Below are 13,597 nucleotides of genomic sequence, written 5' to 3'. Positions count from 1 at the left end.
CCATGAGCGCCCTTCCCGCGGCGGCTGCGCCGCCGACCAAGCCCGCGGCGCTGCGGCCGGGCGACACGATCATGTTTGTCGCCCCCGCCGGCGAGCTGGTCGAGCCCCGGATGCTGCGGGCCGCCGAGCGGCTGCGTGAGCGAGGCTACAAGGTCCGGGTCCCCGACGACCTCTTCCGCCAACGCGGCTACCTGGCCGGCACAGACCAGCAGCGCGCCGCGGAGCTGATGCAGGCGTTGACCGACCCCGAGGTCGACGCGGTCTTCCCCGGCACCGGCGGCTACGGCACGATGCGCATCCTCAACTTGCTGGACTGGGAAAAGATCCGCGCCCACCCGAAGATCGTGATCGGCTTCAGCGACATCACGGCGTTGCACCTGGCGCTGGCGGCTAAGTGCAACTGGGTAAGCTTCCACTCGCCCAATCCACAGTGGGGCCTCGGCACGAAGGAAGGGTGGAACAAGTTTTCAGAAGACTGCTTCTGGCACATGCTGGAAGGGGGCTCGCCGCAGCAAACAAGCCCCCCCTACGAGTACGCTCAACCCGAAAGCCTGGGGCCGCGGGAGTGCCTGTCGCCCGGAACGGCCGAGGGCCGGCTTATCGGCGGCAACCTGACGGTGCTGGCCGCGTTGGTCGGAACCCCCTACGAGCCCGTCACCCGGGGGCGGGTGCTGTTCCTGGAGGACATCAACGAGGCGCCCTACCGCGTCGACCGCATGCTCTGCCAGCTCAAGCTGGCGGGCCTGCTCGACCGGCCCGCGGCGGTCCTGCTCGGCCAGTTTAAGGACTGCGACGCCAAGGACGACGACTCCAGCCTGTCGCTCCCGCAAGTGTTCCAGGACTACTTCGCGGACGCCCCGTACCCGGTCGTCGCCAATTTCCCGGCCGGGCACGTCGCGCTGAACGCAACGCTGCCGGTCGGGGGACGCTTCTCCATCGACGGCGATAGCGGACAGGTCACCCTGCTAGGGCGACCGACCGAAGAGGGCCCCGCCTCGCACAAACCGTAGCGCTGGGCCGAAGCGTTGACCCCCGCGCCAGCAGGCCGCAACGCCGCCCCAAACTTCCCAAGGCGCCCGTCCACCAACGGGCGCCGGCGCGAGGAGTCGTTGTTCCCCGAGCAACCCGCTCAACTCCTACAGCCCAATCGGCCGAATCTACCAATGGGGCCGCGCCCGCAATGCTGCGGCCCGTTCGTTGATCTCAGCCGAGGCGTCCTATGAACGGCAAACTGCTGCTTGCAACGCTGACTGCCTGCCTCGCCATCGGGCAGGCGGGCGCGCACGCACAGGACTTGGCCGAACTGCTCGGCGGCAGCGTCCCGTGCACGCAGCCAGATGCCGCCCGCGAGGCCGAGCCTGAAACGGCGGCCACCACGCCGGCCGCAGAAGCGCCGGCTCAAGAGCCCGCCGCGGCGGCGCCGACCGTGGTGGCCACCATGAGCGTCGTGCCCGAATCGTGCACGGTGGACATCGCCAGCTTCTTCACTGCAGACAACAACGCGGACGGCGCGGCGCCGGAAGCGGTCGCCGCCGCCAAGACGGCCGACTCGCTGACCGCGGCGTTGTTCACGCCGGTCCAGGCGCTGAACATCAACGCAAATCCGCCGAAGGACCTGCTGACGCGGATGAACGACGCTACCGGCGTCTTCCGCATCCAGAACCCCGCGGAAGCCAGGTTCGGCGACTTCGACGCGCCGCTGTTCGATGTCGCGTACCAGCCGGCGCGGTTTGTCCCGACCGGCTTCGACTGGGTGGCCCCGAGCCTGTACCACTGGCCGCTCTACTTTGAGCAGCCCAACGTGGAGCGGTACGGCCACTACGTGGCCGTCCGTGACGGGGGCAACTGCCTACAGTCGGCCGCGTGCGCGGCCCACTTCTTTGCGACGATCCCCGTGCTTCCCTACAAGCTGGGGGCCGACCCCTGCCACGAGCGGCAGTACGTGTTGGGGTGCTACCGGCCCGGCTCGTGCAACCCCCACCGCCTGATCCGCCCGGAGCTGAGCGCCCGCGGCCTGCTCTATCAGGGCATCTTCACGACCGGCGTGGTGTTCATCACGCCTTAGGCGCCCACTGGTTCTGCCGGGCTGCGCCCCGCTCTGACCACAAAAGGGGCCCGCCTGCTAATTTGCGCGGCCTAGCGGCCCGGCAATTACACTAGATGGGGGGCGTGAGCGGCGTTGGCTTGCGCCCGTCTGGGGGAATGCCCGTGGCCCAAGGGGGGGCGTCTAGGCCGTAGACGTCGAGGTCGCGATGCCGAGTTTCGAAGCAGAACTGCAGGTCTACTGGCAGGGTGAGCCCGTTTTCCAGGGGGCCCTATCGGAAGAACTCGAGCTCGGTCGGCAGGGCCGTCGCGACCACTCGACCCTCTACCAGGTGCAGCACGGCCCGCCGGGCGCCCGTCTCACGATCGCCCCGCGCACCAACACCGACCTTTCGCGTCGGTTGGTGCGTCTGGTTCCTGTCGCGGAAGACCGGGTCGAGGCCACGAACGTCTCCAGCGTCAACCGCCTGTCGGTCGATGGCGAGTCTGCGCTCAAGCCGGGAGAAACACGCACCTATATTCTTCCGGTCCGGTTCGCGGTGTTCGAAAGCCAGATCGTGGTCTCCTACCCCGAGGACCCGGGGAGCCAGTTGCTGTCGCTCGCGAGCCCCGCGTCGCCCCCGTCGCCCGACCACGTGGACATCGAGTTCGACCTCTCGGCGAGCCTGGGGCTAGCGGACCAGTTCTCCTCCAGCGACGCGGAACGCCTGCACAACTGGCTAGTGGGGGTCACCAAGGTCTTGCAGGCCGCCTCCGGCTCTAAAGAGTTCAACAAGAGCGCGGCCCGGCAGTTGGTGGGGCTGATCGGCTTCGACCGTGGGCAGGTGCTTACGATCGAACCGGGCCAGCGCTGGACGCAGGTAGCGGTGCATGAGCGCGGGAACGCCAGCGGCGTCGCGACCCTCAAGCTGAACCACCGGCTGTTGGCGGAGGTGCTCAAGCAACGCCGCACCCTGTGGGAGGCCCGCGACGCCTCGACCGCAGACGGCGGCCAGCGGACCGCCGCGGTCGCTTCGCCCATCCTCGACGAGTCGGGGGAAGTGATCGGCGCGTTGTACGGCGATCGACGTTCCAGCAGCCGGTACGCGGTGGCGGAGATCTCCAAGCTCGAAGCGATGCTGGTCGAGGCGCTGGCCGGCGGGGTGGCGGCGGGCCGCGCCCGGCTGCGGCACGAGCGCGAAGCGGCCCAGGCCCGGGTCCGCTTCGAGCAGTTCTTCACCACCGAGCTGTCCCAGCGTCTTGCCGCGACCCCCGACCTGCTCACGTGCCGCGACACCGAGGTGACGCTGCTGTTCTGCGATATCCGCCGCTTCAGCAACATTACCGAGGCGCTCGGGCCCGAACAAACCATGGAGTGGATCCGCCAGGTCATGGGAGAGCTTGCCGACTGCGCGGCTAACCACGACGGCGTGCTGGTGGACTTCATCGGTGACGAGCTGATGATCATGTGGGGAGCGCCGACAGAGCAGCCCGATCACGCGGCGCGTGCCTGCCGGGCGGCGCTGGAGATGTCGCACCTGGTGCGGGAGCTCGACGACCGATGGCGAGACGTGGTCGGGCAGCCCACCGAACTGGGGTTCGGCATCAATACCGGCGTGGCGCGTGTAGGAAACGTGGGCCTGGAGCGGAAGTTCCGCTACGCCCCGTTCGGCGCCTCGGTGAACCTTGCCAGCCGGCTGCAAGACGCGACGAAGCACTTCGGCGTCGACATCTTGATCTCCGAATCGACCCGCCAGGCGGCCGGCGATGGGCTGCTGGCCCGCCGGCTCGGCCGGATCCAGGTGATGAATATCGTGAAGCCGGTAGACGTCTTCGAGCTGCTGGGGGACGACGACCCGACCTCCTGCAGCCTGTGCCTGGAGTACGAGGCGGCGCTTGCCGCGTTCGAGACCGGCTCGCTCGCCGAATCGCTGCGGGGGCTGTCGTCGATCCTCGACTCCCACCCGAACGACGGGCCGTCGTTGCTGTTGCTGTCGCGCGTGGTGGAGCTGCTGCGCAAAGAAGACCGAACGTTCGACCCCGTGCTCGAGCTCCCGAGCAAGTAACCCGCAAAACCGATCGCTCCTGGGCCCGCTTCCCGCCGCACCCCGGCGGGCGAGTCTTGCGGGCGGCCGAAGGGGCCCGGATACTCGAGGGTACCCCGCACAGGCAAAACCCTCCACTTTCAAGGCCGATGGCCCGCATCGACGTCTACCACGAGCTTCTCGGCATCCCGCCCCAAGAGCAGCCGCCGAATTATTACCGGCTGCTGGGCGTGGCGTTGTTTGAGCAGGACTCGGCCGTGATCGCGAACGCCTTCCGGCGTCAGTCCGGCTTCGTCCGTGGGGTGGCGTTGAAGCACCCGATCGAGTCTCAGAAACTGTTGAACGAGCTCGCGTTGGCGAAGCTGGGCCTGCTCGATCCTAAGCGACGCGGAAAGTACGACCAGCAGCTCCGCGACGAGCTGGCCGGCCGCGCCAAACGTCCGCCGGCCAGCGACCTGATCGAGCTCAACCCCCACCCTGCGCCCGCGAGCAGCCTGGGGATCTCCCCGCCCGCGGTCGAGCCCCCCCGCACCGGGATCCAGCCCGCCGCGATCCAGGACTACGAAGAGTCGCCGTCGGACGACCTTTCCTCGCGTTCGTGGGGCCTCCCGGAGGCGGCCGACGACCTGCCCAAACGCTCCGCCCACCAGGAGTGGGTGGTGGGGAGCGCCGCGGGCGTCGACGTGCGCGTGGTCGCGCCGTGGGTTTCGCGACGCCACTGCAAGATCCGCAGGGCCGGCCCCGACTACACGATCGAAGACCTGCGGTCGCTCAACGGCACCTACGTCAACGGCGTCCCCGTCACGCAGACGGTGCAGGTGCTGGCTGACGACATCGTCACCCTGGGCCGAAAGACCCGCATCCCCTGGCCGCTGCCCGAGGACTGCCGGCAGGTAGAGCTCAGCATCTTCTCCATCGGCCGCTCCCCCGACAACGACTACGTCATCAACGACTCGTCGGTCTCCCAGCACCACGCTCAGCTAGTCATGCAGGGCCGCAGGGTAGAGCTGCACGATCTCGACTCCACCAACGGCACGCGGATCGGCCGGATCGACAACCGGATCCGGCGCTGCGAGCTCGAACCGCACGTCTCGGTCTTCTTCGGCAGCACCAAGGTGTTCGCGGACCACCTCATCAAGTTGATGAAGGAGAAACGGAACGCCAACCGCTAGCACCGGCATTCCGCTCCCGCCCCCCAACCTCCCCATATCTCCGGACCGGCCGTTCTTGCCCCGGCGGAGTCATTTCTCTTCAGGAGCCGAGGCGATCGCGCCGATACCCCTACGGGAATAGCCGTCATAACCGGTACGACCACACCCTGCGCCAAACGGGCGGAGGGGCGTCGGTCATGGGGTGCACGCGATGCGTTTGAACAATCCTTTGCGACTGCTCCTCGCGGCGGCGATGCTCGCTTCGGGGTGCCGCGTAAACCGCCCCGACTGCTCGTTCTACGACGGCTCGAACTGCGAGGTCGGCTGCGTCGGGCCGCAGCAGCTCGAGCTTGAAGAGCCCTGCACGGACTGCGAGATCGAGAGCGTCAGCTACGAAACGCCCGCCTCGCTCAACCCGCTGGTCCCGATCGAGTACCGCGACATCACGCTCGAAGAAGCGATCCAGCACGCGCTGGCGAACTCGAAGGTCATGCGGGACCTCGGGGGGACGCTCATCAACCGCCCGGCGTTGCAGCCCACGGTCTACGACCCCGCGATCGTGTTCAGCGACCCGCGCACGGGCGAAGAAGCGGCGTTGTCGGAGTTCGACGCCAGCTTCGCGGCCCGCTCCTTCTGGGAGAACAACGACCGCGAGTTCAACAACACGTTCGTCGGCGATCGGGGCTACCTGAAGCAGGACCTGGGCAACTACGGGTTCGAGCTGAGGAAGCGCTCGGTCACGGGCACCCAGATGGTCGCCCGCCACACCATCGACTACGACTTCAACAACAACATCGGCAACCGCTTCAACGGCGCCGGCACGGCCAGCGGCGAGTACCAGGCGATCGTCGACGGCGAGATCCGCCAGCCGCTGCTGCAGGGCGCCGGGGTGTTGTTCAACCGCATCGCCGGCCCGTCAACGCAGCCGGGCGTCCTGAACGGCGTGATGCTGGCGCGGGTGCGGACGGACATCGGCCTGGCCGACTTCGAGGTCGCCGTGCGCGACCTGGTGGCCAACGTCGAGAACGCTTATTGGGACCTCTACTTCACCTACCGCGACCTCGACGCCAAGAAGCGAGCGCGTGACTACGCGCTCGAAACCTACCAGAGCGTCGCCGCGGAGGCGGCCGGCGGGCGCGAGGGGGGCGAGGCGGACAAGCTGGGGCAGGCGCTCGAGCAGTACTGGCGCTACGAATCGGAAGTGATCAACGCCCTGAACGGGCGCACGCTCGAGGGGACCCGCACCGACAACGGCAGCGGCGGCGGCACCAGCCGCTCGCCCGTGGGCGTGCAGCTCGCCGAGAGGCGGCTCCGGCTGATCATCGGCATGCCGGTCAACGGCGGACCGATCCTCCGCCCCGCGGACGAGCCGGTGGTCGTGCCCGTTTCCTTCGACTGGCCGACGCTGGTCACCGAGGCGACCGCGTCTCGGCCCGAGCTCCGCCGCCAGCGGTGGCGCGTCAAGCAGGTCGAGCTCGAGCTGATCGCCAACCGCAACTTCTTGCTCCCGCAGCTCGACGCGGTCGGACGCTACCGCTACCGCGGCTTCGGCGAAGACCTGATCTCGCAGTCGGGGCAGCAGTTCAGCAGCGCCTACCAGAACCTGGCCGACGGCGGATACCAGGAGTGGCAGTTGGGCGTCGAGCTGGAGATCCCGCTCGGCTTCCGCCGCGGGCACACGGCAGTTCGCACCTCGGAGCTGGCCCTGGCGCGCGAACGCGTGATCCTTGCAGAGCAGAAGCGGGACGTCGTGTTCGGGCTCAGCAACGCCGCGGCCGACGTGCAACGCGCCTTCCAGGTGGCCGAAGCGCAGTACAACCGGTTCGACGCGGCGCAGCGGCAGATCCAGGCGCTCAAGGCCGCGCAAGACGCCGGCCGCGTGACGGTCGACCTGGTGCTCGAAGCGCAGCGGCGCGTGTTGGACGCCGAGATCTTGTACCACCAGGCCCGCGTCGACTTCATGCTGGCGCTGCGGAACGTCCACTTCGAGAACGGCACGCTGCTGGCCTACAACAACATCTACCTGAACGAGGGCGCCTCGCAAGGGCAGGCCTACTGCGACGCGATCGATCTCGAGGAACGCCGCCTCAGGCCGCTGGACTATGTCTGCCGCGACGCGGTCATCTCGCGCGGCCAGGTCGATCAGTCGGCCGGCGTGCCCGGCGGCCACGCGCCGATGCCGGCCGTGGTTCCGGCGCCGCCTGCGACCGAGCCCGCGGCGCCGAAGGCGTTGCCGGGGTTCGACCCCGCCAGCGAACCGCTGCCGACCCCTGCCGGCGACCTGAGCTTGCTGCTGGCGCCCGGCGCCTGACGCCCGGCTCAGCCCGAGACGTGCGTCATCGCCTTGCCCGACGCGTCGCCGCTAAGCAGCATGGCGTGGCCGTCGCGTTGGGCGAAGTCCAAGAAGGTGATCCGGGCGCTGTGGCCCGCCAGCGTGAGCACGGTGCGGAGCGAAACGCCATCGCCGCGAGGCTCGGCCACTGCGACGAACAACTGCCCGTTCTTCCCCCCGAGCACCAGCCGCGATCCGTCGGGCGAGAACCGCGCCGCAGAGAAGTCTTCTCCCTCGACCACCCGGGAGATCCACCCGGTCGGGCCGAGCGTCAGCAGCCGGGCCGTGCCGACGTCGTCAACGGCGATCAACTCACGGCCGCTGGGCGAGAAGGCGAGGTCCACAAACTCGGTCGCCGTGTCTTTGGCCCCGGCGACTCCGGCCGGGGGTGGCAGGATGGGCGCCAGCTTGCCGTCCGGGAGCCGGAGAAGGATGGTTGGGCCGAGGGGCGACTTGGTCGCCATCGCCACCATGCCCGTGGACGACGCGATCGCCGTGCACTCGCCGCCGGGCGTTTCGCCTAGTTCCGCGATCCGCTGCCCGGTGTTCGAATCCCACAGATCCAGGCGTCCCACCGGCAGGGTGGCGTCGTGCAGCCGCACGATCAACGCGCCGTCCACCTCAAGCCCGGGGCCGGGGCTGAAGGGGCAGCAAGCCAGCCCCCCGCCACGGGCCGCCGCGGTCTGCTCCGGGTTGTGACCGGTCCACTTGGTGACGTGGCCGGCGTCGTCGAACGCGACCACACCGCCGGGCGCACGCCCCACAAACGCCACCGGCGGGCGGGAACGCACAATCGGCGCCGGCGCCCCCACCCCACGCAGCACGACGCCGGGGCCGGCGAACACCGGCTCGCCGGTCGCCTGGCGGGCGACGCGGTTCACCGACGGCATCGAGCCCGTCGACGCGGGGAGCCAATCCGCGGCGCCGGGGCGCAGCTCCCAGGCGCGCGACGCTCGGTCGACCGCCAGGATCGATTCCCCCGTGAGGTCGAAACACGCGTCCGCGACGCCCGACGCCAGCGGCGGCAGCTCGGGGCCGGGCTCGAGCGTCTTGGCGTCGACTAGCGCCGGCCAACTCGTGGCGTCGTCGCGCACGATCGCCAGCAGCCGCTCCCCGCTGGGAGACAGCGTAAGCCGTTCGAGCGAAACGCCGGCCGCTGCGTCCGGCGACTCAGAACGGATGGTCGTCATCGGCGGACGCGCTTGCTGAGGCGAGTCCAAGTCCCAGCGAGCAATCCGCCCGGCGCGGTCCGCAGAGAAGAGCACGTTCGTCGCGGGATCGACCACCAGCGCCGCGATCGGCCGCCAGTGCGGGCGCACCGTGGCGGAAACCAGTTCTGTGCGTCCCAAGTTGCGGTCCCACAGGTACACCTGCCCGTCGCGCAGGCCAACGGCCAACCGACCGGCGCCGAGGTCGGCCACCGCAGAAACCCGTGGGCGGTTGTTCCAAAGCGGCGCCCGGCTGCCGTCCAGGCCTACCAGCTCCGCGGCGGTGTCGCGGCGGTCGGTCGCCGCCACCACGCCTAGCCCGTCCGCAGAGGGCTCGACCACCGGCCGTTCATCCAGCGGAAAGACCGCTTCGATCAAGCCCGTCTCGGCGTCCCACAGGCACAGGCGGTGGTCGGCCGCCACGGTCGCGATCTGCTGGTTGTCGCCCGTGAGCCAGGCCCGCATGCCGGCGTGATCTTCATGCCCCACAAAGTACTTCTCGGGGGTCCGCTGGGCCTTGAGCGGCCACACCCGGGTCATCCCGGCGGCGTCCCCCACCACCAGCTCGTCCCCCGCGTCGTCGTAGCGGATGCTGGTGACCGGGCCGACCGGCGCGTCGTCGCTAGCGATCAGCCCCGCCGAGTCGGGGGCGACGTCGACAAGCCACCGCACGACACGGCCCTTCTCGTCGCGGGTGATGATGGCGCCGTCGGCCGCAACCACGGCCTGGACCAGCGGGGCGTCGTGGTAACGCCGCTCGACCTTCACGTAGGCCGGGGTCGCTTCTTGCATGTCGAGGCGGGAGTCGCGCACCAGGGCCCGACCGTCGGCCCCCGCGGAGACCACTAGGTACCGATCGGCCGACGCGTCGCCGTCCGCGACACGTACCTTACGAAGCGTCACCAACAGGTCCGTCACGGGGCCGGAGTGGCCCCCGGCAAGCTGCGCCGGAAGCTCCGAGATGTACTCGACCAGGCTGCCCCCCTTCTCGCCGGCGATCGGGTCGGGCGTGCTCCGCCACGGGCCCTGCAGCACAAACACGTTGCCGTCGTCGCAGCCGTAGGCGAGCGCGGGCTTGCCAGACGCCGGCGTGGGGGCAAAGGCCATCGAGGTGATGTGCGGCGAGGTGCTCAGCTTGTCGGCGTGGGAGTAGGTCCACGGCGCGGCGCTGCCTTGCTTACGCGGTTGGCCCGCGGCGGGGGTGTCGGCCACAAAGCGGTCGCGGTCGGTCGTCCGCCACACCGCCACCTTGCCTTGCTGGTCGGCCGAAGCCGCCAGCAGGCCGTCGGACGAGTAGGCGACCGACGCGATGTCCGCCAGATGCAGGCTGCCGTCGACCGTGGCCAGCCGCGTCGCGCTGCCGGGCTCTCGGTCGATCCGGTACTCACGCACGTCCGATCCGGCGCCAACCAGCAGGTAGGCGTCCGCCGAGGGGTTTCGGGCGTCGGCGCGGCCGAAGGCCACGTGGCGGGCGCGGGGCGCGGCTGCCCCGTCGCCGGCGAGGGGGATCGCGACGCCGGCCGACACGTCGAACAGCAGCAGCCTGCCGTCCTCCTGATCGTCATCGCCGACCACGACCGCCGCCAGGCTCCCGTCCTCCGAAAGCGCCAGCGACCGAGGGGCGGCCGGCAGGGCCATCTCCGCCAGGCCGACCAGTTGATCCTTGGGCAGTTCGGCCGCCCCGCCGTCCGGCGTGGGGAGGCCGGCGAGCTGCCGAACGCTGAGCTTGAAGCCGCCGTCTGGGTCGGCGGCGGCGATCGCCAGCCGCCCGCCGTCCGCCGTGGTCGCCAGCACCGGGCTGCTTGCCGCGTCGATCGGCAGTTCGTAGCCCTCGTCCGTCCAGTTGCAACGCTTGGCGAGCACCTTCCAGTCGAACTTTTCTGCGTCTGGGTTCGCCAACCCGCCCGCCTGCTGCAGCAACTGCCACGCGGGGTAGGCGCCGTCCTTGATGAGGGTGGCCTCGATGCCGGCGACGCGGGCCAGGTGTTTCTGAACCTCGGCCGCGGAGGCGGCCTCATCGGCCTTCTGCTTCTCCGTGGCGGCAACCAGCTTGGCTGACTCGGCCTCGTCCTTGGCTACCTTCGCTTCCCCAGCGGCCGCGACGGCCTGCTGCTTGGCGTCTGCCGCTTCGGCGAGGGCCACGTCGGTATCCTGCTTGGCGCGCAGCGCCTCGGCCTTAGCTACCTTGGCTTCTTCGGCCGCCTGAACCGCTTCAGATTTAGCGAGCGTCGCCTGCTGCTGAGCCGCGTCGGCCTCGTTCTTCGCTTGTTTGGCGTCTGCGAGGGCGCCGACGGCCTCTAGCTTTGCTGCGGTGGCGACCTTGCGTTGCTGGAACGCGTCGCGTCCCATCACGATACTGACCCCGATGAACACCAAGGCCGCCGCCAGCGACGCGGCCGTGGCGTATTGCAGGGTCCGGAACCACGCCAGCCTAGCCTTCCGCTGCTTCTGGCTACGCAGCACATCCGAGCGAAGCTGCTCGTCGTCCTTGCGGCGTTCATCCAGCATCGACAGCGACAGGTCGTAGTCGCCGTTTTGGTAGGCCGTGTCGGCGAAGGCGTGCAGGGTTTTGTCGAGCTGGCGACGCGCTTTGTGGTTGTCGGGCCACAGCTCCAGGGCGTTCTTGAAGCCGTGCTCGGCGCTAGAGAACAGCGCGTACTTGTCGGTGCTCTTGGCGGACGCGTCGGTCTTCTTGTTCTCCGCGAGCTCCAGGTCCTCGCTGGCGCGGCGCGTGATCAGCAGGCTCTGGGCGTGCTCCTGGTAGGCCTTGATCGCGTCGATGAAGTCGCCGACGGTCGCGTACCGGTCCTCCGGCTCGGTCGCCATCGCCTTGTAGGCGATGTCGAGCAGCTCGCTGGACCGATCCACCTTGACCAGCCGGTTCCGGGCCGCGTTCTTCAGGCAGTCGAACGTGTTCTTGCCGGTGTGCGGCGGCTTGCCGGTGATGACCTTGAAGAGCTGCGCGCCCAGCAGGTAGATGTCGCAGTACTTGCCCGCCTTGACGCGCCGCGTCTTGCTGGGGCCCTCCGAGAGGTTCACCGTCTTGTGCTTGATCGAGTCGAGGTACTCCAGCGCCGTCTCGGGGGGCATGTACAGCGGCGTGCCCCCCGGCGGGATCTCTTGCTCGCGGTCGATCCGCGCCGCGAGGCCCCAGTCCATCACCAGCACCTCGCCGAAGGCGCCGATCATCACGTTGCCCGGCTTCAGGTCGCGGTTGATCACGTTGTGCGAGTGCGCAAACGCCACCGCCTGACAGACCTTGAGCAACACCTCCAAGTTTTCTTGCTCGGTGTACTTGCCGATCAGCTTCTCCCACTCCTGCCCCTCGACGAACTTCATCACGTAGAACGGCTGCCCGTCCGACGCGATCCCGAGGTCGTGCACCGGCACGATGTTCGGGTGTTCGAGCCGCGCGGTGATCACCCCTTCGGTGATCAGCTTGTTGCGGTCCGACTCGTTGGTCGCCATATCGGGTTTGACCTGCTTGACCGCCACGTTTCGGTCAAGCGAGGTCTGCCGCATCCGGTAGACGTATCCCATCCCCCCTTTGAAGGGGCCGCCGGTGCGGGTGTAGTCGTTGTCGTCGCCGGTGGGGGGCTTTTCGTCCTTTGACAGCTTGAACGCCCGCAGCCGGATCGATTCGTGCTGCACCATGTGCGTGTCGCCCGCCTTGAGCGACACCGACGGTCGCTCGCCCAGGGCGCCGCCGGGCGTGGTGTGCCCCGAACCGAGCCCCGTGATGTCGCGGGATCGGGGCGTCTGCACCAGGCTGCTGGGGCGGTCGGTGCCCCGCTTCATCGTCGCCGAATCGGGCACCAGCGTGTCTGCGTCCTGCGAGGAGGAGCCCGACCCCGAGCCGGACGGACCAACGCCGGACGACCCCGAGTCGCTCCCCTGACCGACCGCCATTGTCGCCTCGGGGCGTTCCGAAGAATCGCCGGACAGGTTTTGCGTGACCTCTGGGCTGGAATCGTGGGGCGGGCGGTTGGTCGCGTCGCCCGAAGAGTCGCCGCGACGCGAGCTGCCGTCCCCCACCGCCTGCGTTACGTCGGGCCGACTAACCAGCGGCGCCTTGCGGGACGACGGCGAAGGCTCGTCCTGGCTGCTGTCGCCGATCGCCTGGGTTGCTTCGATCGGCCCGACTAAGTCGCCCCCGCCGGCCGGGGTGGCGGGCGATCGGAGCCCCGGGTCGGTGTCGCCCACCAGCCGCGTCATCTCCGGGAGCGTCCCCCCTTGAAAAGGGTCGTCCGCCAGGCTGGGCAGATCCGACAAGCGGTGGGTCGCTTCCAGAGGGTCCAGGTCTGCGTCGGGCCGCCGCGTGGTGTCCCCCACGTGGGAGGAGTCACTCTGCTCTCCCTGAGAATCCGACGAGCCCGCCTCCGGGGCTGCGTCTAGCGCGATCGCGTCAAAGTCATCGTCGAGATCGATCGAATCTTCGTCAAACTTCCCGCCAAAAACCATGGTGAAGTCGGGGTCCGACGCCTCGTCGGGCTCGTGGGCGGCCTCGTCCGCGGACTCGTCGGCGGGCCCCTCACCGCCGGTGAGCGGCGGCCTCGTGTCTGGCCCGTCGTCTTCGGGCTGAACGTCGCGCAGCGCCAGGGTCACCTCTGCGTCGTCGTCCAGCAGGAAGTCCTCGATCTCCGACAGGCTCCCCGGGTCGTAGGGATGGCCGCAGGCCGGGCACTCCTGTTCCAGGGTGTTCGACAAGGTCCATTCGGCGTGGCACTTTTCGCAGCGAGGCATCACACGGGCCTTAAGAAGAATCGGTGAATCTGGTCGGAAGCGACGCAACCCCCAGTATAAGCACCCGTCGCCGGGCGTCGCGTTATTGCGGCTCAA

The 13,597-nt window shown here is 69.1% G+C and carries 6 protein-coding genes; 5 read left to right on the top strand and 1 reads right to left on the bottom strand.

Annotation, left to right across the window (positions count from 1 at the left end; all coding sequences use genetic code 11):
• Positions 1 to 2 precede the first annotated feature (2 nt).
• The 5 genes from Pla175_RS09265 to Pla175_RS09245 all read left to right on the top strand — a co-directional run bounded on the left by Pla175_RS09265 (position 3) and on the right by Pla175_RS09245 (position 7,529).
• A complete protein-coding gene (locus Pla175_RS09265) occupies positions 3 to 1,010 on the top strand; it encodes a S66 peptidase family protein (RefSeq protein WP_197527373.1) in 1,008 nt (335 codons plus the stop codon).
• 209 nt (positions 1,011 to 1,219) lie between these two features.
• On the top strand, positions 1,220 to 2,065 hold the full coding sequence (locus tag Pla175_RS09260) for a hypothetical protein (protein WP_145283466.1): 846 nt from the start codon (positions 1,220 to 1,222) through the stop codon (positions 2,063 to 2,065).
• Between the two features lie 187 nt (positions 2,066 to 2,252).
• Positions 2,253 to 4,088, top strand: coding sequence for an adenylate/guanylate cyclase domain-containing protein (locus tag Pla175_RS09255; RefSeq protein ID WP_145283464.1), 1,836 nt, complete (start codon positions 2,253 to 2,255; stop codon positions 4,086 to 4,088).
• A 128-nt stretch (positions 4,089 to 4,216) separates the two neighbouring features.
• Positions 4,217 to 5,239, top strand: a complete 1,023-nt coding sequence (locus tag Pla175_RS09250; RefSeq protein ID WP_145283462.1) for an FHA domain-containing protein — start codon at positions 4,217 to 4,219, stop codon at positions 5,237 to 5,239.
• A gap of 208 nt (positions 5,240 to 5,447) precedes the next feature.
• Entirely contained in the window at positions 5,448 to 7,529 is a 2,082-nt protein-coding gene (locus tag Pla175_RS09245; protein WP_145283460.1) for a TolC family protein, read from the top strand.
• Between the two features lie 8 nt (positions 7,530 to 7,537).
• On the opposite strand, the gene Pla175_RS09240 is transcribed toward Pla175_RS09245, so the two are convergent.
• Positions 7,538 to 13,501 carry a protein kinase domain-containing protein gene (locus Pla175_RS09240; RefSeq protein WP_145283458.1) on the bottom strand — a complete coding sequence of 1,988 codons (5,964 nt, stop codon included), beginning with the start codon at positions 13,499 to 13,501 and terminating at the stop codon, positions 7,538 to 7,540.
• Positions 13,502 to 13,597: the final 96 nt, after the last annotated feature.

Source organism: Pirellulimonas nuda (assembly GCF_007750855.1).
Lineage (GTDB): Bacteria > Planctomycetota > Planctomycetia > Pirellulales > Lacipirellulaceae > Pirellulimonas > Pirellulimonas nuda.
This window is presented reverse-complemented; position numbering and strand designations above follow the sequence as displayed.